The organism is Intrasporangium oryzae NRRL B-24470, assembly GCF_000576595.1.
Taxonomy (GTDB): domain Bacteria; phylum Actinomycetota; class Actinomycetes; order Actinomycetales; family Dermatophilaceae; genus Intrasporangium_C; species Intrasporangium_C oryzae.
This window is the reverse complement of sequence record NZ_AWSA01000063.1, coordinates 1-21042: the sequence shown is the minus strand read 5'-3', so window position 1 is coordinate 21042 and position 21042 is coordinate 1. Positions and strand designations below refer to the sequence as shown.

14 protein-coding genes and 2 pseudogenes are annotated in these 21042 nt (G+C 65.9%); 5 read left to right on the top strand and 11 right to left on the bottom strand.

Going from position 1 to position 21042, the window contains the following annotated elements:
- Nucleotides 1-199 precede the first annotated feature (199 nt).
- Complete coding sequence (locus N865_RS22020; protein WP_051511091.1) at nt 200-3169, top strand: tetratricopeptide repeat protein; 2970 nt, start codon at nt 200-202, stop codon at nt 3167-3169.
- Between the two features lie 351 nt (nt 3170-3520).
- Here the strand turns inward: N865_RS22020 and N865_RS22015 are convergent, their stop codons facing one another.
- Both N865_RS22015 and N865_RS19260 read right to left on the bottom strand, forming a co-directional pair.
- On the bottom strand, nt 3521-4498 hold the full coding sequence (locus N865_RS22015) for a hypothetical protein (protein WP_157557785.1): 978 nt from the start codon (nt 4496-4498) through the stop codon (nt 3521-3523).
- 422 nt (nt 4499-4920) lie between these two features.
- Nucleotides 4921-5763 carry a hypothetical protein gene (locus tag N865_RS19260; RefSeq protein ID WP_034809591.1) on the bottom strand — a complete coding sequence of 281 codons (843 nt, stop codon included), beginning with the start codon at nt 5761-5763 and terminating at the stop codon, nt 4921-4923.
- Nucleotides 5764-6083: 320 nt separating this feature from the next.
- On the opposite strand from N865_RS19260, the pseudogene N865_RS23950 reads away from it, so the two are divergent.
- The 3 genes and pseudogenes from N865_RS23950 to N865_RS19250 form a co-directional block, all read left to right on the top strand.
- Nucleotides 6084-6179: pseudogene (locus tag N865_RS23950) on the top strand (DUF2510 domain-containing protein); the annotation flags it as partial.
- A 274-nt stretch (nt 6180-6453) separates the two neighbouring features.
- A complete protein-coding gene (locus tag N865_RS23620) occupies nt 6454-7080 on the top strand; it encodes an HNH endonuclease family protein (RefSeq protein ID WP_322786072.1) in 627 nt (208 codons plus the stop codon).
- 393 nt (nt 7081-7473) lie between these two features.
- The gene (locus N865_RS19250) at nt 7474-7680 is read left to right on the top strand and encodes a hypothetical protein (RefSeq protein ID WP_034809589.1); all 207 of its coding nucleotides are present in this window, start codon (nt 7474-7476) and stop codon (nt 7678-7680) included.
- A 963-nt stretch (nt 7681-8643) separates the two neighbouring features.
- Here N865_RS19250 and N865_RS19240 read toward each other — a convergent pair.
- The 8 genes and pseudogenes from N865_RS19240 to N865_RS19200 all read right to left on the bottom strand — a co-directional run bounded on the left by N865_RS19240 (nt 8644) and on the right by N865_RS19200 (nt 17178).
- Nucleotides 8644-9990, bottom strand: a complete 1347-nt coding sequence (locus N865_RS19240; protein WP_034809584.1) for an AAA family ATPase — start codon at nt 9988-9990, stop codon at nt 8644-8646.
- A 314-nt stretch (nt 9991-10304) separates the two neighbouring features.
- The gene (locus N865_RS22865; RefSeq protein WP_157557783.1) at nt 10305-10964 is read right to left on the bottom strand and encodes a hypothetical protein; all 660 of its coding nucleotides are present in this window, start codon (nt 10962-10964) and stop codon (nt 10305-10307) included.
- 179 nt (nt 10965-11143) lie between these two features.
- Entirely contained in the window at nt 11144-11605 is a 462-nt protein-coding gene (locus N865_RS19235; protein WP_034809581.1) for a hypothetical protein, read from the bottom strand.
- On the bottom strand, nt 11592-11990 hold the full coding sequence (locus tag N865_RS19230; RefSeq protein ID WP_034809578.1) for a hypothetical protein: 399 nt from the start codon (nt 11988-11990) through the stop codon (nt 11592-11594). The genes N865_RS19235 and N865_RS19230 overlap by 14 nt, the downstream gene beginning before the upstream one ends.
- Nucleotides 11977-12201 carry a hypothetical protein gene (locus N865_RS19225; protein ID WP_034809576.1) on the bottom strand — a complete coding sequence of 75 codons (225 nt, stop codon included), beginning with the start codon at nt 12199-12201 and terminating at the stop codon, nt 11977-11979. Before N865_RS19225 ends, N865_RS19230 begins: the two co-directional genes overlap by 14 nt.
- A gap of 194 nt (nt 12202-12395) precedes the next feature.
- Entirely contained in the window at nt 12396-13160 is a 765-nt protein-coding gene (locus N865_RS19215) for a hypothetical protein (protein WP_034809571.1), read from the bottom strand.
- Nucleotides 13161-13531: 371 nt separating this feature from the next.
- Complete coding sequence (locus N865_RS19205) at nt 13532-14407, bottom strand: hypothetical protein (protein WP_034809561.1); 876 nt, start codon at nt 14405-14407, stop codon at nt 13532-13534.
- A 1591-nt stretch (nt 14408-15998) separates the two neighbouring features.
- Nucleotides 15999-17178, bottom strand: a pseudogene (locus N865_RS19200) (IS3 family transposase).
- Between the two features lie 172 nt (nt 17179-17350).
- On the opposite strand from N865_RS19200, the gene N865_RS19190 reads away from it, so the two are divergent.
- The gene (locus tag N865_RS19190) at nt 17351-19552 is read left to right on the top strand and encodes a hypothetical protein (protein WP_034809557.1); all 2202 of its coding nucleotides are present in this window, start codon (nt 17351-17353) and stop codon (nt 19550-19552) included.
- A gap of 235 nt (nt 19553-19787) precedes the next feature.
- Here the strand turns inward: N865_RS19190 and N865_RS19185 are convergent, their stop codons facing one another.
- Nucleotides 19788-20087 (bottom strand): DUF4192 family protein, encoded by a 300-nt coding sequence (locus tag N865_RS19185; protein ID WP_034809555.1) that lies wholly within the window; start codon nt 20085-20087, stop codon nt 19788-19790.
- Nucleotides 20088-21042 lie beyond the last annotated feature (955 nt).

The window sequence follows — 21042 nt, the reverse complement described above, 5'->3', positions numbered from 1 at the left end:
TATGGCCTCGTTTTCAAGCGTCGTCGACATGACCCAAGGGCCTCCACCGCGCGGGAGCCCTCGAATCAGTCCAGGCCCTTGGTGGACGACACCAGCGGTGAGCGTGTGCTGTTGATCCGAACGTGGGCGACATGGGTATCCGTATCGGCTGCGCTTAACGCCGGTGTGCGTTTGACTTGGCGCCATGGGGGAACGTCGGGTGCTATTCATCGGCTCGCAATGCGGCGGGCTGCCGAACCTGCCCTTGCCCTTTCTGCCCAGCGCGGCGAAGGATCTCTTCGACGTGCTGGTGGACCCCGACCGCGGCGGATGCCAACCGGATGCGAGTCGATTGGTGCTGGATCCCGACCTCACAACGATGGTGGCGGAGGTCAAGGCTGCGGTGTCCGCCGCGGACGAGGCGCAAGCGACGCTCCTGCTGGCGTTCGTCGGTCACGCTGAGGCCGTCGGGAATGACCTGTACCTACTTCCCATGGACGGCGAGTCGCCCCCGTCGATGGATACCGGGTTCCTTTTTGGGCAGCGGCTGGCCGAACTCGTGCGACGGCACAGCGGGCTGGATGGGTTGATCCTGCTGGTGGACGCGTGCCAGTCCGGCATCGGCGTCGCGGACATGGCGGTCCGCGCCGGCGCGGACATCGCCGAGGCGGGCATGCGGGTGCAGTTGGTAACGTCCACGTTCGATCAAGCCTCGAGGGACGGCTGCTTCACCCATACGTTGCACCGGCTGCTGCGCGATGGGATACCGGGCTTGTCCCAAGATTACCTTCTCGCGGAAAGCATTCTCGGGGTCATCGCGGGGTCGTGCACCGGCCAAGAGGAACCGCGGGCAGCGACCATTCAGGGACGCTGGAGGGTCAATGACCCCGGGTTGTTCCTAAGCCGCAATCCCGCGGCGGGCCGCACTTGGCTGCTCGCTAGCACCGCGGCGGGTGGTCAGGCAGTCGACCTGACCCGGGACTTCCAGCCCACCGCGACCATGCAATCGGTCGTGGCTGCCTGGCGGAGCCACCCAGTGGTCGCATTGTCCGGGGGACCGGGCACCGGAAAGTCGGCAATCGTGGCCGCGCTGACCCGGCCCGAGGTCGCCCCGGACACGGTGCCTCCCGGATTCATGCACGCGGTCGCGTTCGCGGCTACCAGCCCTGACGCCGTGGCTATCGCAGTGGACCTCGCGGGACAGTTGAACCGATTACCAGGGTTCTCCGCAGCAGCGCAACGGTTCGCCACCCGATTCGAGCAGAGGGACCTGGACCAGTTGGACGCGCTGACAAGACTCGTCGCGGGACCACTCTCAGAGCTCACCGTGACAGGGTCCGAACGGGAACGGATCGCGATCGACGGTCTCGACCAGCTAGACGCTGCCACCAGAACGGCTCTGACGTCCGCGGTCGATGCCCTCACCGGAGACACAAGACTGACGGGGGCGCGGGTGTTACTGACCGGTCGGCCGCAATCCTTGCCAGACTTGGGGCCGACCCAGACCACCATCCGAATGGACGAAGTCTCGGAGGAGGATACTCACGCCTACCTGCGCGCCCGCAGCCTTCCAGAGGGACTGATATCCGCTATACCGGGGCATGTGCGCACATGGCTGGATGCCCGCCTGCTCGGCGATCTCGCCCATTCCCTTGACGTCGACGACGTGGGTTGGCCGTCGACGGCACGGGTCACGGTGGATGACCTGTACGCGCGCGCGATCTCCGCGGCGCAAAGGCGGGTCGACGACCAGATGCTCGTATCAGCCGGCCTCGGTGTGCTCGCTGCGGCAGGGACCGGCCCGACTCTGCCCGTTCGCCTAATGCGTGACGCGCTCAGAGAGTTGGGCTGGCCACTACGAGAAAGTCAAACCCGTGACCTGCTGGTGCAGTTTGGGGGGCTCGCTATTCGGGCAAAGCCCGGCAGTTCCGGCGAAATGGCCGGACTCGTTCACGAGACCCTGCTTGACCACCTAGCCCGCAACAACGATTCAGAGACCAATCAGTTGAGGCGTGGACATGAGGCCATCCTTGCCGTGCTGGACCGCGACGGGGAGGTCGAAGGCAGCGGCACCTACTTGCCGTATGCTCGCACCGCTCGGGCAGAGCACCTGTGGGCCGTCGGCCGCTGGCCGGAGGCACTGACTCAGGTGACCGGGTCCCTCGGCCGTCTTCCGGCCGACAACCTCGGCATGCTGCGTCCCTGGCTGCAGAGGTGCGTGCAGCAACTTGGCCGAGACCACCCGACCACCCTGGTTGCCCGGGATTACCTGGCCTGGTGGACCGGTTCGGCGGGGGACGCGGCGGGGGCCCGGGATGCGTTCGCGGAGCTGCTGGCGGACCGAGAGCGGCTTCTGGGTCCCGAGCACCCGGACACCCTGTCCACCCGAGCCGGCCTGGCCGCATGGACCGGTTGGGCGGGCAACGCGGCGGGGGCCCGGGATGCGTTCGCGGAGCTGCTGGCCGACCGGCAGCGGGTCCTGGGTCCCGACCACGAGGACACCCTGTCCACCCGAGCCGACCTGGCCGCATGGACCGGTTGGGCGGGCAACGCGGCGGGGGCCCGGGATGCGTATGCGGAGCTGCTGGCGGACCGGACGCGGGTCCTGGGGCCGGACCACGAGGACACCCTGTCCACCCGCGACGACCTGAGTTGGTGGACCGGGCGGGCGGGAGATGAATCAAGGGCCCGGGAGGCGTACGCGGAGCTGCTGGCGGACCGGGAGCGAGTTCTGGGGCCGGAGCACGAGGATACCCTGTCCACCCGTGGCGATTTGGCCGCATGGACCGGTTCGGCGGGGGACGCGGCGGGGGCCCGGGAGGCGTACGCGGAGCTGCTGGCGGACCGGGAGCGAGTTCTGGGGCCGGAGCACGAGGACACCCTGTCCACCCGTGATCGTCTGGCCTGGTGGACCGGTTCGGCGGGGGACGCGGCGGGGGCACGGGAGGCGTACGCGGAGCTGCTGGCGGACCGGACGCGGGTCCTGGGGCCGGAGCACGAGGACACCCTGTCCACCCGTGATCGTCTGGCCTGGTGGACCGGTTCGGCGGGGGACGCGGCGGGGGCCCGGGAGGCGTACGCGGAGCTGCTGGCGGACCGGACGCGGGTCCTGGGGCCCGACCACCCGGACACCCTGTCCACCCGCGACGACCTGGGTTGGTGGAGCGGACGGGCGCGGGACAACCCATAGGTTTACCCGGCTCCGGTCATGCGCGCGAACCGCCGCGCATGACGCGTCGGCGAAGCTGATCGCGACGACGTGAGGGCGTGCCTCTGCGGCTGACGCACTCGCGAACACCGCCGCGATCCCGCAAACAGTCTGGACCGGTCGACCAAGCCCTCAGATCGGCAGGGCGAGTCGGAACCCGACCACACCCAGAACCACCTCGCCCCGGCATCGCCGGGTGGGTGCTGCGTCGCCCCGGCGGCTGAGGGTCTTTCAGTACGAGATTCCCGTAAGCAGGTTTCTCCGCACGTACCCATAGCCCTGCAGGACCGATCAGCCTGACCACTGCGTGTTGTAAGGGTGGAGTCGCGAGGGTCAACTCGTGCCGTCAGTGGCTGGGATCGTTACCGCTGGCGTCCAATCCTTCCGGGTGGCCAGGGTCCAGAAGATAACGAACATGACGATCTCGAAGTACTCCACGGAGATCACCGCGTAGTGCACGTTCAGGTAGATGCACAGGCCGCCGGCGAGCAGCCCAACCCACATGAGGGCGACGATGGCCTGGTAGGAGAGGAGTGCCCAGCGCTGGTTCTGGGTAGCGGCTCGTCGCTCGACCGCGGTGCGCAATCTGTCGGGGAAGGCGCGGCTAGCGACCGCGAATGACAGGTTCCCGATGAGCAGGCCAGCTGCCACGAAGTGGAGCATGCCGAAGATGGATAGCCCGAACAGGGTCTCACGCCCCACGAGGACGCCGCCGACGATGACGACGAGGAAGGCCACCTCGGTGACCCAGGAGATCCAGATGAGGACGACCGCCAGATGCGGCGCATCCTCGGTTTTGAACGCCCCCCACTGCATGAACCTCCAGTCGAGGAAAACGAACAGGGCTGCGGCGGCCAGCAGCGCGTAGAGGACCAGATGCAGATTGGTCAGCATCTGGGCGCGGGTGATGACCTCGTCACTGCCGAGTGACTGGGTTGTAGGCGTGTTGAGGACCTTGGTGAAGTTGTTCGGTACCAGCGCCACGAAGAACGCGTTGAACCCGGCGAAGTTCAGTGCGTAGTCCTCAAGCTTGGAGCGCCCTTTGTACGCGACCATGACGACGCCCGAGGCCATCAGCGCTCCGACGAACACGTCTCGAACGGGGCCCTGATAGTAGTCGCTGATCGACTCACGGAACCCGCCACGCGAGATCGCTTCGAGAACGGTGGCAATGAGGAGGAAGGCGGCCGGCAGGACGAGGATCATGCGCACGTAACGGTAAGTCAGCAGAGCAACGTCGGCCTGCTTCTTCTCGACCTGCGTGGTCGTGACATTCGCGTCCGCCGCCGCGGCCACATCCCTAGTCGTCATGACAAATCACGCTACTCGCCGATTGTCGCGAACGCGGCGCTTTCGGAGGGCACCGTTGGTGCTGTGGATGTCTCGCCGGTTGGTGGGAGCATCGGATCTGGCAGCGGGCCTCTCCACACCTCCCTCTACTTCCACGCTCCAGAGAGCACCCGAGGCACCATCGTGAGCAAGGCTTGATCGGGCGCGGGCTACCTCGGACTGCCCGACGTGCCGCTCTCCGGCTGCGATGCAGGACTGGTTGACCTGGCGGCCGCGTTGGTCGTCGGCTCCCCTCCTGTCCGGGTGACGTCCGGCGCGTGACCAATGGTGGCCGCGAGGCGGCCGAGCAACGTCGCGGTGAGGGTGTCGCGTGGTACCAAATTCTTGAGAACCCCTCCGCTGGTGAGAGCGAAGAAAGCGGTGGGGGTGACTCGTCAGGAACCTTATCCACTCCGCGTCGCTGGCATCGTCAGCGACAGCGTCCCTGACAAGTACCGGATCAAGAGCTCTTCGAGGCTGGCGCGGCCGACGGGTCGGCGCGGCTCAACGACGGAGACATTCATTTCGCACGCCTGCTGCAGATACAGCTCGAAAGCGAAGGTGCAGTCCGCGGGCCCGCTCGTCGGCTGGGGGAGCCTCTCTCGGGCCTTCTCCTCTCCACAGTCCACAGTCCACGGCAGTTCCACGGACTGGTCGGTGCCTGGGATAGGCATCCCCAGCTCCCACCGGGCGGTCGCGGCCTCGGCGAAACGGTGCGCGGTCAGGTAGCCGGGCTCCAGAGTTACGTGCTGCTCGAGCAGCGCCTGCGGGTCACCCCATCCGATAAACGTCCTCGGGCGTTGGTTGACGGTGGCAACGAACGCAATCGCGGAAGGACGACGTCGGCGCGCGGCGGCGGCGATGAGAATGAACAAGCGAGACTCCCACCAGGTGTTGCCCTCGCGCAGATCCACGATGGTGACGTCCGTGCGCCGGGCTTCGCGCAGCGCCGACAGAATGTTCCGTATTCCGGTGTGGTGCTGCGCCTCACCGGCGGCCATGTCGAGATTCTCTGTCAGCGTCGAGGTTGAGACGGCCTCCGCCGCACGAGTGGAAGCGGCTGCGAAGGAGAGTTTCACTCCGCCGGGCCCCTCGATCGTCCCGCCAACGGAGGCGAGGGCTTGGATGATGAGCAGAAAGAGCGGGATGGCGCTGCCTATCGCGATCGCGACCAGGATCCAACCCTGGAACTCCGCCCTGGGCCAGTCGGATGTGGCATGGAGAACTCCGTAGACGACCAGCAACACGACAAGAGTAATTGGGACGCTGAGAACTGCCGCCCTCGCCGTCCACGGCCAAAGACTCTCCGGCGATCTCACGGGCGCCTCACCCCCATGCCTACCGACGCGCTCGGACTGCAATCGTCCACGCGGGATCCGCTCACGCGCGCATTCCAGCCATCACCCCGCGGTCGTGCAACTTCGAGACCTGGAATGCACGAGGACGCCAGAGCCGTCGGCGTGTTCGGATCTCGACATTCGGCCAAAACGCCCCTATATGTCACCGGGGCGCACTAGCCTCCGCAGGTGCTTGACCTACCGAAGCGATCCTGCGAGAAGGCTGATCGATGAGCGCACCCGCTTCTCCAGCGGGGTGGTACCCCACTCCCGAGAGCAACCAGCGATACTGGGACGGAACCCAGTGGACCGAACACGTCGTGCCGGAGCCGTCTGCCATGACGAGCCCCGGCCCGGCTGGGCCGGCCAAGCAGACCGCACAGCCCACGGAGCCCGGCATCCCGCGGCTCGGTCCGGCGGGCTGGCTCGGGTGGGGCGGTCTCGTTCTCGCCGCCCTGCTCGGGGCTGCCAGCTCCAGCGTGGGCGGCTTCTTCGGCATGGCCGCCACCTACGTCCTCATCGTCGGCATCGTCGCCCTGGTCCGCGGCCACGTCGACTGGGCACGCCTTCGCGGCCGCGCCGCGGGCGGCGTCTCGCTCGGTGCCGCTTCGCGTTGTTTATGGTCGCCGGCGCGACAGCTGGACCAACGCCGCCCGCACCTGTCCCTACGGCGGACGCATCCTCGTCAGCCCGTACACCGGGACGAGGATCTCCTTCTTAAGGGGCCAGAGCACCTCGACCGCGGGGCAGATCGACCACGTGGTCGCGCTCTCCGACGCCTGGCAGAAGGGCGGCCAGCGGCTGAGCCCCGCGTCGCGGACGGCGTTCGCGAACGACCCGCTGAACCTGCTCGCCGTCGACGGCCCAACGAACGAGGCAAAGGGCGACGGGGACGCGGCCACGTGGCTGCCCCCCATGAAGAGCTACCGGTGCGCGTATGTCGCGCGGCAGGTCGCCGTCAAGGACAAGTACGGCCTGTGGGTCACGACAGCCGAGCATGACGCGATCGCGCGCATCCTCCAGTCCTGGCCTAAACAGAAGCTGCCCACCTCGAAAGCCATCTCCCTCGGCGGCGGCACGGTCAGGACCGCCCCTGCCACCCCCAAGTCCTCGAGCTCTCCCCAACTCACCAAGCCGTCGAGCGGGCTGGACCCAAGGTTCGACACCTGCAAGGCCGCCAAGGCGGCCGGATACGGGCCGTACTACGCCGGCAAGGACCCTGAGTAGGACTGGTACCGCGACGCCGACGGCGACGGCATCGTCTGTGAATGATCTCTACCCCAAGGCCTTCGTCGCCAAGGGCGTCATCTCCGAGCTGACGGCGACGATCCTCACTGCGGAGGACGTCCGCGACTCGTGGAGCGGATGCTCAAGACGTCGGAGCGCCGGGTCGACGTCGACTCGCCGTTCGGGAACGGAGGCTGTGGATCGTCCACGGTCACAGAGCCCTGACCTGGCCCTACGCCTCCGCCGGGTCCCGCTGTTCGTACAGGTGTACGAACGTGATGACGGTAATTAGAGTCGAACTACCGGGTGATCCAGCCCGAACCAAGCGGGCCCGCCGGTCGCGCCAACGACTCGACGGGCCCTCGATCCTGACTCGTGGAAGGAGTCCAGATCGTGAGCACCAACCTACCCGCACCGGCCAGCAAGATCCGCGTGGCATCCGACCTCGCGTTCCTTCGCAGCCTCGTGAACCAGCTCCGCAGGGAGATCGGACGCGACCCCGTCGTGCCCGCCGACGTCGACGAACTCTGCGACGAGATCACGGAGATGACCGCGTCGTTCCAGGCTCGATACGGCAACGCGAAGAGCCCGAAGCGATGAGCGGCCGCCGAACGCGGCTCGCGCCGCGCGTGACGCGGCCAGCCCCCCAGCCGGTGATCACGCTGCGTGAGGACGCCGAGCCCATGCGGACCGCCCTCCGGCTCGCCGGCGGGGATCGCTCGCGGGTCCGGGTCGTCTCGGAGACCGAGGTGCTCGTCGTAAACGGGGGCCGGCGATGACTCCGCGCAAACCATAGCGGAGGATCGACCGGATCATCCGCGAGGCCGTGGCGCTGACTCAGGCAGAGCCACGGCCGGCGCAGACTTCGAACTGCGCAAGCGGGTCCCTCCGATCTCGCCCGCTTCGCAACGCCGCCGGTTTGCGACGCCGCAATATGTCCTTGATTGGCTCCTCCCGACCCAGCAACCAGCCCTACGGGCAGGACGCTCCGAGTGGCAGACCCCGGCGGTCTCCCGAGTTGTGTTGCCAATTACGGTCAAGGGCGCACGCAGCACGCTCGCGCGTCTGAACACCCCATCAAGACCCAGTTCTCCCAATCCGGATCCTTCACCGGGTTGAACCACTGAATGCTACCCGCACGCTCATAATCCTCGGCCAGTTTGCGAAGGAACGTTCGCTGCTTGTCATCTTGTGAGGCAACCGGCAATCCATAAGTGACAGCCGCCTCACTAAGGTGAATATCCTTCTCGAGAGCTGCTCTGATGCCTTGGTCTGGAACGTTCGCTACGGCTCTCCGCAGGTCGCTCACCCGTTTGTCCCGTTCTCTCCTCACTCGGCGTCGCTGGACCATGAGAGCCAACCAAGAGGTCATGGTAGGCGAAGCATGCTTCTTCCATTCGGCCATGAGTGAAGGGGTGAGCGCTATTCCCGTTAGACACGAATCGGATAGCAGCATCTGAGCGAGTTGATAACAGGCGCGGCTGGTTTCATGCCGGGCCGGATTGCGGGCCGATTTCGCGATATTTGCGTCCATAAGGATGTGATTCCCAGGTCCCGACACGATCACTCCTCAGAAGCTTCAATGTATGCCCAATCTGCCTCTTGCATAACTTCGTCAAAGTCGACCGGCCACTCGCCAAACCTGCCTTCAGCATCAAGCACGGCCTTAGTCACTTGCTGCGCGCCGGTAATGGAATCTCTGTTGAACCAGTTCATCGAGACCAGGTTTGAGGAAAGCTCCTGTCGGGCTATCGCAATCTGGACACCCCTGATGACCAAGGAACTGTGCGTTTCTGCGACTACGATGACGCCCCGGCGAGCTGCGCGCACGAGGGAGTCAGCAAGCGCGAGTTGAGCACGTGGGTGTAGGTGAATCTCGGGCTGCTCGATATACACCACCTGCCCCGGGCGCGCAGCAAGGAGGGCCACTAGAACAGGCAGCGTTTGACTGACGCCAAAGCCGACGTCGGCCACGTTCACAAGGTCATGTGCTCCGCCTTGTTGGGCGTGTGGCATCCTTCCGACCATCAGCTCGATAGACGCGTCGTTGAGACGTCGAGCAACTACCTTCCATGTAAGCCCGATCTGCTCCAGGTCGGCGGCCAACCTGGCTAGTTCATGCGCCTCCTTCTCGACCCACTGAAGAATGATGCTGGCGACATAGATCTCGAACGTCCCCGGATATGTGTCGCCGGTGGCGGAGCGCTGGTATGCCCGCTCGGGATTTCCCCTAAGTCCAGGCACATGGATTATGCCTCGCAAGAAGCGCACAGCCCACGAGTTGTCCGTGTTAGGGATCACATCCCAAGACGTGATGAAGCGGTCATCATCGCTACCACTCACGACAATGCTGGGTTCCAGAAAACAACGATTCCTGACGATCCGCGGAGTCATATCAAACGAGCCGCGGCGTTCCGAAAAGATCCGTTCGAGACTCGCAGAGCGCTTCGCGCTTACACGGGTCAAGCGTTTCCGAAGGGCGGGTGTTAGGTTCTCAGTCAGGTCGACGCGCTCTTTTTCCACCCAGACGCTGTCTCGCTTGATGCGCAGGCTGCCGGTAGTGGACGACTCGAACGAGACCTCCCGCCTGTCATTACCCTGGGCCATGCCCACTTGAAACTCATTAACCACGTCATGTTTGGACTTGCCGCGACTGAAAATCTGTAGATGATCCGTCACCTTTACATTAGCCCCATAGAGCAGCATCGGCCCCGGATCGAACGCCGAGTCAAGAGTCTGTTTCATCATCAGAAATGGCTGCATGAAGCTGGACTTGCCTGAACTATTGGCACCCGCGATCAGCGTAAGAGGCGCCAGCGTTATTGATTGTCTCTCGCGCACTGCCTTGTATCCGCTTACCGAAAGTTCGATCGGCGAGCGGGTTCTCAACTGACGATTTCGCGGTGGCACCGAGGACTCCTTCTGGACGGGAGTGCCATCATGTCATCCATAGCGGCCACTTGCAGGGGTGATTGGGAGTAGCAGGTTCGCCGGCCTGAGTGCCACCCGCGAACCGCGCGGCGCGCGGGCATGCCAGATCAGGAGGTCAAGCCGTACACGGCCGAGACGACGTGTGGAGACGACGACCACCTGCCCACCACGACGATGGCGACTGTCAAAGTCGAGTAGCACACACAGTTCCAGCCTCCGCGCGCGGCGTCCCTGCAGGGGGCCGGCTTCGTCAGCAGTGCTGTGTTTACACGGCGCGCGCCTTGATGGGCACGTCACCAAGTGGGCTCTTCACTGTGTTGAGGGTCGAGAATGGCGACCGCCAACGGCTGTGCTGCTGAGAGGAACGAGACGGCAGATGAGACGCTCGGTGTCTCCACCTCACCGTGGTTCACCTGGTTGTACAGGTTCGTCAGTGAGGTAGCGACGCTCACCCAGCGCGGCGCGAGCCCGTACGGAAGTAGTCCGATCACGGTGCGGCGGAAGCCCTCCTGACTAGACAGCCCGAAGTCATCGGCGGCAATCTGTGCCGCGTTTGCCAAGGCATCGTAGCCAAGAAGGATACCGCGTCGTGGATCGTCTGCCGCTGTGGCGAACGCAGTGCTGAGCAGGGCTAGGACGGCCCTCTGCACTACCCGTTCACGGCGGATGCTTTCGCCGCGTTCGTCATGTCCCTCCGGCGGACTCGCCTGTCGCTCGTCGCTGCTCGTCGGCGCATCGTCTGAGTCGTCATCTTCTCGTGCGGCCTCTGCTGCCTCTGTTGCCGTTTCGGCGGCCGCTCGTTCGAACGCTGCCTCGGCACCGGGCACGCGAAAGGACTGAAGGCCTGCGAGTTTCTCGGAGATAGGTTTCCGGAAGTAGACGAGTGAACCAGCGACGACGATCGGCCAGGCGAGTGTTTGAAAGTACTGCAGGGCGAGTTCAGCGACGGCCATGCAGGCAGTATGCAGGTCCATCGGCGCTTGACGGGGAAGCGAGAGATGGTTGCCCCTCGGTGTTCCTGGGCGGCAGCGCACGTGACCACGTCACGCATCGCGTTCGCGGCCGACCACATTGACGTGTTGCAGGAAGGCTCAGCGGCAGAAGCAAGGGAGGGGGCCTGAATCAGAGTCCCTCAGCGGAAGTGGGCACCGCGGTAGACCTCGTCCACCTCGGCACCCGTGAGGACGCGCCGGTCGAGCAACTCCATGGCGACCGCTTTGACCTTGGCCTGAACCTCTGGCTCGCCGAGAAGCTGCGCCACGGCCTTGAACCCGGTGCTCAGGGCTAGCTTCCACTCGGCACCGGCAAGCGCCCGGGCCAGCGTGACGGCGGCGTTCCAGTCCGAGTCGCTACCCTCTGGTAGCACGCCGCCGGGCAGATGCAGGTGGCGGCCTTCGGCCCACGGTCCGGCAAGCGTGAGCAGTAAGACCGGTCGCCGTCTCGCCGCGAGATTCGACACGACAACCGAGCACAGCCCGGCGTACCCCTTTGGCGGTGTCAGGGTCACGTGGTCGACACGCAGGTGCAGGCGGCGGGCGATCACAGCGTGCGACGCCTCATGGATTGCGGTGCCGTAGGCGTCACGGACCCGCATCGGGTGCCTCGGTACGCGGCGGACGCTCGATTCCGAGCTCAGCCTCGGTGAAGCCGCCCGCGAAGAGCGCCTCGACTACCTCGGCGACGACCTCCGGCGGCGCGACCTTCATCGCGTTGCGGAACGTGAAGGGAGCGTTGCGGCTCCAGTGCGTCGCCCACCACGGCCACAGGAGATCAGTGGCGCGCTTCCAGGCCCAGGCCCTTGATACGAGACGTTCCGCGTTGGCGTAGGACATCTCGCCGATGTCGAAAGGCAGACCCGCCTGCATCAGCGCCCACCACCTCTCGTCCTCCTCGCTGGTAGACACGCCCGGGTCGGGCAGCAGCGTGGCCAGCAGGGCATCCCGAAAGGCGGCGCGGCCCGGCTCGTCACTCGCGGTCATCGCGGCCCTGCTCCCAGCGGCGCTGACGGCTGCGGAGGTGGTCCAGCTCCAACTGCCGAAGCTGCGCGATCGTCGGATCCACGGTTGGCTCGGCAGCCCCCGCCTGCGTCAGTTGGGCGAGCCTGGCCGCCTCAGACTCGTGGGTGCCGTACAGGGCGCGGGTGACCTTGGTGTGGCCGCGGGCCTTGGCGCGGCGGCTGCTCTTGCCCACGGCTCAGCCCTCCCCGCGAGGGGAACCTTGGATGCGAGGCGCGTCGAGCGGCGGACCCACGCGGGGCCGCTGCCTCCGGTGCAGCTCGGCCTCCAGCTTGCTCCAGTACTTGGCGGTGTCGTCGTGCCAGGTGCTGCTGTGCGCGTGGCGGCCGGTTGCCTGACGACGGCCGCTGCCCCGGTGCCCGCTCATCGTCAGCGCCCGGTGAAGATCATCACCGGGTCGCCCCGGAACGTCGTGTACTGGCTCGTGGCATGGAGCGGGTGGCGGACCGAAGCGCGGGCCGCGGCCATCTCCGACCGGTGCGCGGACGCCGTCACGGGGTCGACGACGCGGCCCGAGTGCGGATGGGCGAACAGCCGCTCGATGACGGGAACCACGGCGGCGTACTCCTTTCGCCCCTCGACGCGGCCGGTCTCCAGGACGGCCTCCAAGGCGGCGGCGGTCTTCACCGCTCGCGCATCCTGCTCGGCCTGACGAGCGGCCTGCTTCCGCTCACGGTCGAGCGTCGCGTGCTCAAGATCGACGCCGGGTGCCAGGGTGTACCGGACCTCACGCCTTGCGGCGTCGTTCTCGACGATCGCGTCTCGGACGCGGTCGAAGCGCGTGATGAGCGACGTGGGAACAAGGTCGCGCGGGAACAACGACTGGAACTGCTGCACGAGGTCCTTTACCTCGTCCAGTTCGGCGTCGAGGTGGTTCCGTTCGGCGCGGAGTTCACGTCCGCGGATCGCGGCGGCCACGCGCTCGATCTCGTCCCGGTTCTGCGCCTGCTCGATCTGCTCGGCCAGCGCCTGGACGCAGGCATACGCCGGGGTCGGGTCGGCGGCCAGGGGAGCGCGGCGACGACGTGACGGCGTCGGCTCGTGGGGGATCGGCTGCTGCGTCTCGGCGTAGACGAGCTCGGTGCCGTCCAGGGGGGTGACGCCGCTGCCGGGGTCACGCTTGCGTCGGGTCATGTCGTGCTCCTAGGGAGATCGGGTCGTGCTGGGGGAAGGGACCGCCCCTGCCGCTGCGCTTCGCCGCGCAACTTGAAGCGCCGCAACGGCGGCGACGGTCGTTCGGTTGGGCGTGCTCACGATGAACACCGCCAGGGTGGGGCCACCCAGGGGAGTCCATCCCGCCGGGAGCCAAGGAGACCCCGGGCACGTTCGGCCCGAGCAGGGCGTGAAGGTCCTGATGCGCCTGCGCCGCGATGGTCGCGGGGATGGCCCCCTGCTCCGTGCGCGTCCACGGGCAGCCGTCGCAGCCCATCGCCAGGAGGGGGCCGAACGCCCAGTGCTCCAGTTCGAGGAGGTCGAGGTAGGTGGTCGGGTCGTCACTCATGTTGCTACCACCACCTGGGTTCGTGCTCGTGGTCGTCGTGCTCGTCGTCATCGAGGACGCGGCCGACGAGCGCGGGTTCAGGGGTGACGCGGCCCAGACCGCCAAGGTCGGGCGGCGGGAGCCAGATCGGCTGGCCGTCCCAGGGGGCGGGCTCAGCGTCGGCGTCGGCGCCGGGGAGGTCGGGTTCGGTCAGGGTGGCGGGATCACGCGGTGGCGCGAAGGTGTGGGGGTCGGCGGGCACGTGCGGGATGCCGGGCCGACCCATGACCGGGCCGGGACCGGAGGAAGCGGGCGCAACGCTCGGGTCGCCGGGCGCTGAACCGCCGGACGCGTCGAGGGAAAGGGGTCGCGCCCGCTCCCGGTCGGGGGGACTGAACGAGATGACGAGGTCGGCGAGTTCGTCGGGCCAGGGGACTGCCAGGGCGGCGTCGGTGAAGGGGGAGCGACGAGGCTGCTCACTCTCGTAGCCGAGGCCGTCCCTCCCCTGGACCATGGACTCGGCAAGCGCCGCCTGGATGATGCGGACCACCCACCAGCGGAACGCGGATGCCTGGCTTCCAAGGCCGCGGGGCGAGAGATGGTCCTCCAGCGCGTCGAGCACGGCGCTGAAGACGAGCCGGGTCACCACGACGTCGGCGTGGGCCTCATGAAGCCGGAAGGCGATCAGCTTCTGCGTGACGGCCGAGGAGGCCAGGGAGTGCGCCACCTGGGACAGGTTGACGAGCCGGCCCAGGTCCTTGACGCTGACGTCGTCCTTCTCCTCGATCTTGGCAACGTGGTCGCGCATGACGACGTCGACGTTGTGGATCGCGTCGATGACGACCTGCTCGACGGGCCGCGGGTCCTGGGCGAGCATCTGCGCGATCACGTTGGTCGTCATGGCCTTCCGGCGAACCTGGGGGGGCGCTCGCGCCGTGCATCCGGCAGACGGTCGCGCCGGGCGTTGCGTACTTACGGCAGCGCTCGCCCGTAGTCTTGACCGTGGCTCCACACCGGACAGACGAGATCACGCGCCGTACGTCGGTGGCAGCATCTGTCACCATAGTTCAGTTTACCGCCCGGCGTGACCCGAAAACTGCTGTGCCCGTGAGGAACTCACGCTAGCAGCAGGGCCAGAACTGGTCTTGCTCCACATGACGAGTGGTACGTGGACCACCGGGGCAGGAGGCCTGGTCTACGGGCTACGGTGGCACTCTCACTGGTCGTGGAGGTCGGCTCGGGTAGATACCTGCCGGGCACGCAAGAGGCCGTGGAAGGGGCCTAAAGCGGGTTCGGACGCCCACGGCCCGTCGACATCGCGGTGACTACAGTCAATGTTTGGGGCGGTACTTCCTCCAGAGCCGTCTCACAGCGCTCCGGTTGAGCGTGCACGGGCACCGCGTCTGACCATCCCGCGCGAACCCGATCCGGTGCTCGGCGGCTCCGCGGCACTGTGGCCCCTTGTGATAGGACACTGGGTGGCCGCAGTCCGGGCAGGGTCCGCCCCATCCTTCCTCAGCCGACCAGGCCCGTCGCTCGGACCGCAAATGGCCGATGGTCTCCGAGATCCACATCACGCCCATACCCAGGAGCACGAGCAGGCCGAGTCCCAAATAAAAGAGTCTCTCGCCGTACTCCCAGAACCAGCCGTCGTCCTGCGTCGGCATTGCCGCCATGATTCAGGCTAGAGCGCTTAGCGACGGCCCGAGTGGACTTGCCTGGATATCGGCCAGGGCCTGGCGGTGGAACATGAGGGCCACGCTGAGGTTCATCAAGGAAGGCCCGGTAGGTCGCCACGTCGGACCCCGAGACGGCTACTTACCTACATGTGTGAACCCTGCGTCAACGCGCGACATGAAGGATCCGGTGTTCCAGCGGTTCCGGCCCGCCGTCTCCTTGCGTGCAGGACACTCGGTCCATGGCTCGACGCAAGTGGCTCTGCATGATGGTTGGTCACCGATGGAACCGGCAGCGCATGCCGGACCGGACGGTGCTGTTGACATGTCGTCGCTGCGGAACGGTCGATGCTGTGGAGCAGGACATGGGCGGCGGTGGCATGAGCGGTGCGGGGGGTATAGGCGGCGGCATGGGGTAGGCCGGCCCGGTCGTCCCGGAGATCGACCTCAGATGGCTCAGAGGGGCTCGGTCGGTACGGGCACAACGACCTCACCGCTCGGTGAGGTGTCCGGAGACCGCACTCGGTTCACCGTTGCACCACTTTCCAGGAGTGGTCGGCCAGGGTGCAGTTCGTTCGTACGCGCGTCGCACGTGCACACACACTTCCAGCGGCAGTGAAGGGCGTAGAGAGGTCGGTACCCAGGGGGCGTGTCAGAAAAGGCTGGAGCCCGCTAACTGATGGCATAAGGCGCACACTTCGGCCGAATTGTCATCGGAGTTAGAGTCAGTTAAAGCCAAAAGGCCGCTCTACGCAAGAGAGATCAAAGATTGTGTTGCACATAGGGGTCTGCTGCACGAACGGGTGACACGTTGGGTTAGGCCGCCTGGGTGGCGGTTGTCGTCATCATCAACTCGTACTCGACCGGGGTCAACCGACCGGGGCCTGTTTGACGTCGGCGGCGGTGGTAGGTCCTTTCGATCCAGGTCACGATCGCGATCCGCAGCTCCTCACGAGTCGCCCAGCGGCGTCGGTCCAGGACGTTCTTTTGCAGCAGCGCGAAGAACGACTCCATCGCGGCGTTGTCGCCGGCCGCGCCGACGCGACCCATCGAGCCGACCATGCCGTGGCGGTGCAGCTGGTGGACCAGCTTCCTGGACCGGAACTGCGACCCGCGATCGGTGTGCAGGACGCACCAGGCCACATCGACGCCGTCAGCACGACGTCGTGCGACGGCGCTGTCCAGGGCCGCGACAGCCAGCGAGGACTTCATCCGTAGTCGATGCTGTAGCCGACGATCCGGTTGGAGTACACGTCCTTGACCGCGCACAGGTACAGCTTGCCCTCACCGGTCCAGTGCTCGGTGATGTCACTGAGCCACAACCGATTCGGGGCCTGCGCGGTGAAGTCGCGCTCGACCAGGTCGTCATGGACCGGTGGCCCGGCCTTCTTGCCGGTACGCCCGCTCTTCTTGCCGAACGCCGACCACCAGCCGCTCTGCGAGCAGATCTTCCATGCGGTCCGCTCGGCCATCACCTCACCGGCCTCGCGGGCCTCATCGACCAGGAACCGGTACCCGAACTCCGGGTCGTCACAGTGGGCGTCGAACAATGCGTTGGCCCGGTACGCGGACCTCAGCTCGGCGTCGGTGACCGGGCTGGCCAGCCACCGGTAGTAGGGCTGGCGGGCGATCTTCAGCACCCGGCACGTCACCGTGACGGGGATCCCGTCGGCGGCGAGCTCGCGGACGAGCGGGTACATCATTTTCCCGGCAGATGCGCCTGCGAGAGGTAGGCGGCCGCGCGGCGCAGGACCTCGTTCTCCTGCTCGAGCAGCTTGATCCGCTTGTTCGCCTCGCGCAGCGCCTCGGCCTCATCCCCACGCGAGGGAGCACTCGAGCCGGCGCGGGCGGCGTTGCGGTCATCGATCGTGACCCACCGCTTCAGACACGACGGCGAGATGCCGAAGTCCTTCGCGACCTGGGCCAGCGAGGCATCGGAGTCGCGGTAGACCCGGATCACGTCCTCGCGGAACTCCTTGGGAAACGCCTTCGGCATGGTGCACATCCTTCCAGTGTCGACACACATCGACGCAGATCAGATGTCACCCATCCGTGCAGCAGACCCCAGTGAGGCTGATCACGAACGCGAGGTGGCCCTAGCCCATATACCTACGCTGGCTTTAGGACTAGAACGCGCGACCGGCCCCGGGCTGTGAACGGAGTGCACCATGGCTGAGGCCCAGCAGCATGACGGTGGCGAGGTGGGTGCTGAGAGCCCTCCGGACCCCGCGGCCACCGACGAACTCCAGATTGTCGCAGGAAGCGACCTTAGGGCGATCCTGCTCAGCGGCGGTGTCTACACACACGAGATGAGGAAACATCTGCGCCCGTCGGCAACCTGGGAATCGGACGGCAATAGGTTCACTCTCACAGATGCCGTGGTCCAAGGTGTTCTGGACCTCAGGGATGCCGCTATAGCAGCAAATCTCACGTTTAAGGGGTGCCAGTTCCAGGACGAGTTACGTCTGGATGGGTTGCAGGCGCGCTCGCTGAGGTTTACCTATTGCGAGATACCGAACGGAATCTCTTTAGCAGATGGGCGCGTCAGGGAGGTCCTCTCGATTGAGGACTGCGCCTTCGGTGACGCGGCGATAGGTGCGAGCGGCCTGACCGCCCAGTACTTCAATGTCACCAATTGCCACTGTGGAAGGTTGGACGCTAGGGATGTGCAGATTTCCCGAGGACTGAGTCTTCGGAAGGTTGTCGTCGAGTCTGATGTTATGGGGACGGTCGATCTCGGGGACGCCCGGATCGGCGGTCCTATCTTCGTAGTGGGGGGATGCCTCCTGGGCGATTCCCTGCTTTTGCGCGGTATTAAGGCAGAGAGCGTCTGGATCGAGGATAGCCATGTGCAAGGCCACGTCATGCATCCTGGGGTGGACCTGGACCGCGCTGAGATCGTTGGCGAAGTTAGAGTTCGTTCCTCGTTCGTGGCGGGCGGCATCAGCCTCCAGAAGAGCAGTATCGGTGGACTTTCGCTCGAGGGGATACTGGAGGATCGGCATACTAGGTATGCGGCTGTGGACTGCAGAGGCGCCGAATTCGACGGATCGGTGGCGTTGGGATCCACTTTTGGTGCCCTCGAAGTATCAGGTTCTGTGGACTTCGCATCGGCGCGCGTCCGCGGCAACTTCATTATCGGGGCGGGTGCCGAATTCGCTCCAAGCGGCCCAGGGCACGACACGGCAGTATGCTGCGATCGAGCATTGATCGATGGGGACGTGAGGGTGGACTACGGGTGGAGTTCCGAGGGCCCGCCACCAATACCAGGGATGTCGCTATTCGGCTGCAAGACCGGCGGGGGCGTAGCGATCGGGCGCCGTATCGTCGGCGATGGGCTTTTGCTCGACGGGACCAAGGTTTCGCAATCCCTCAAGGTCGACCGCGGGGCAACCCTGCTCCGCGCAGTCGACCTAGGGGCCGAATCAGTCGACCTAGATGGCTCATTCGGGACCGACGAAGGCGGATCAGAGGTCGCCGGTGTGCTGCTCCTAGATGGGGCACAAGTCGCGAAGTCCCTCAACGTTGCCGGTAGCCTTCTGGGAAGCTTGAGAATGGTCGACGTGAGTGCGGAGACCATACGCGTGTCCACCGAGATGCGTTGTTTGGAGGCGCCGGCCAACCTAGCGGGTGCTCACGCGCAGGCACTCGACATCACGGACTTACGGGGATGCGCCGAGGCCATACTGGAGCGCATTCGGGTCGATGATCTGGACCTGATGGGCTTAGAAGAAGTCCCTATGCGGCTAGATCTGCGTGATGCGGAAGTGGGGAAGCTGAGCATTGGGTGCACGAAGGGAAAGGCATTGAGCATGGACCTTGATGGAGCGCAGATCAGGGCTATCCAACCAAGCCCAGAGGAAGTCCCCGTCATCGATCGCTACGACCTGATCGCCCGAGACGCGACGAAGCATTCACCAAGGGCCTTCATGATGCTAGCCGACGTGTACCGTCGCGGCGGTTATCCATGGGCGGCAACCGAAACGCTCATTGAGAACGAGCGTCGGCGGAGAATCGGCGGCAGCGCGCTGGCGCGCGCGTGGTCCTGGCTGCAGCTACACGTCACTGGCTACGGCTATAGGTCGGGCCGAGCCTTCCGCTGGCTATTCGCTTTCTGGATCTTGGGCTCCTTGATCCTATTTCTTATGCGGTCACAGTTCGTGGTTCCTGAGGGGTCATCCGCCGTGGTGCCTTTCCGACCAGAGCTGTACCTCCTTGATCAGCTGCTCCCTTTCCTGAGCACAGGGCAGGATGTGTACACCGCCACAGGGGCTGCGATGTGGACGGTCCCAGCGTTGGTGGTACTGGGATGGGTTCTCTTCTCAGCAGTCGCGGCGGGGCTGGCATCGGCTACTCGGCGAGGGGACTAAGGCACGGTCCAGCGTCCACCGCCGACTCGGGGAGGCGCGGTTGATACCCCAACGCATCAGGAAACGGCTCAAGGGGATGCCAGGCGTGCCGGGGGTGGCGCGACTGCGAGTCACGCCAAGGCAAGTCCTCGGTAGGGGCGTGGGAGTCCGACGAGAGTGCCCTGCGGGTCCACCTCATGCCGGCCTTCGGGAGACTGCCGATTTCGTCGATCTCCTGGTCGAGGTCGAGTGGTTCCTAGGCATCCGTGGTCAAGCCCCGTAGCCAGGCGACCGACCAGCTCAAGGCCGTCCTGGTGTCCTCGTAGCCGATCAGGATGACTTGGTCGGGGTTCTCGCGGCGCAGCGCGGGCATGAGGACCCGTGCGGCCCGTCCGGGCTCGCCCGGGTCGGGAAGGTCGATCCGGGAGGTGAGCCCGAGCCGGCCGTCCTTGAGGGCGACCGCGACCAGGGACCGGGCTGGTTCGAAGCCGAGGAGGTAGGGGATGGCGGTGATCAGCTCGCCGGGGCTGCGCAGCCGCAACGTGGTCGTGCCCATGATGGTGTCCTTCCAGGTATGGGCCCAGTTTCGGTGTCCGGGCATGAAAAAGGGCCCGCCACCGGGGGTGGCGAGCCTGTACCGCTGAGGGGGTTTCTCCAGTCCGCTGTTGGACGTGGTTATCCCGTTGCCTCGTTTACCCATTGTACCACCCAATCCCGCTGTCCCAGAATGAAATTCGATCTCAGCGCCAGGCGGCGCGGCGCCGATCGTTCGGGTGTGTGGGCCCGTACCGTTGAGGGTATGAAGGTGGTGTCCCGGCTCGTGGCGCGGTGTCGCCTGTTCATGCCCCCGATCCCGGCTGACAGCTGCGGTGGAGGTCCTTCGAGAGTCGACTGGTTCGCCGGCCTGAGACGTGCGCAGAGCTGGTTCGGCCCACCGGCGCCGCCGACAATGTCGCCGGCGACGGTCAGTGCTGCAGGACTGCTTGAGCAATGACGGGGCGGCCACTCTGGATCGATTGCTGGGCACGCTTCACCCGGCCGAGATCCGCGACGCGGGACCGGAGGCCTCGAGGGCAGCTGGCCCGGGGAAGCCTGGGCGCCACGCCGGACCCTGATGCTGACGGTGGGTCGGTGGGCGCCGACCGTTGCCTGAGTGGTCCGCTGCGAGCTTCGCCTGAACGAGACGACTCGCGGCCTCGGGGACTCGAGTCCACGGCGGGTGCGCGCCCCCCGCGAAGGGTATCTGGGTGAGGGGGTCTACCGGGCGGCACCGGAGCGGTATCAGGTGCCGACGCTCCGCCACTCCGCTGTGGCCAACGAACAGATCGACCCTGCCCCTTTGCGGGCTGCTTGGAGAACCTTGGGGAGCAGAGGTGCCGCGGCTTCCCCACCACCTGAATCGCGACCCCGATCAAGATTTGGCAACGGCATGTCCGCCTCCGGCCGCCTAGGCGGATTGGTAGAGGGAGCTTCTCCAAGCTGGTGTCGACGACGCTTGAAAACGAGGCCAT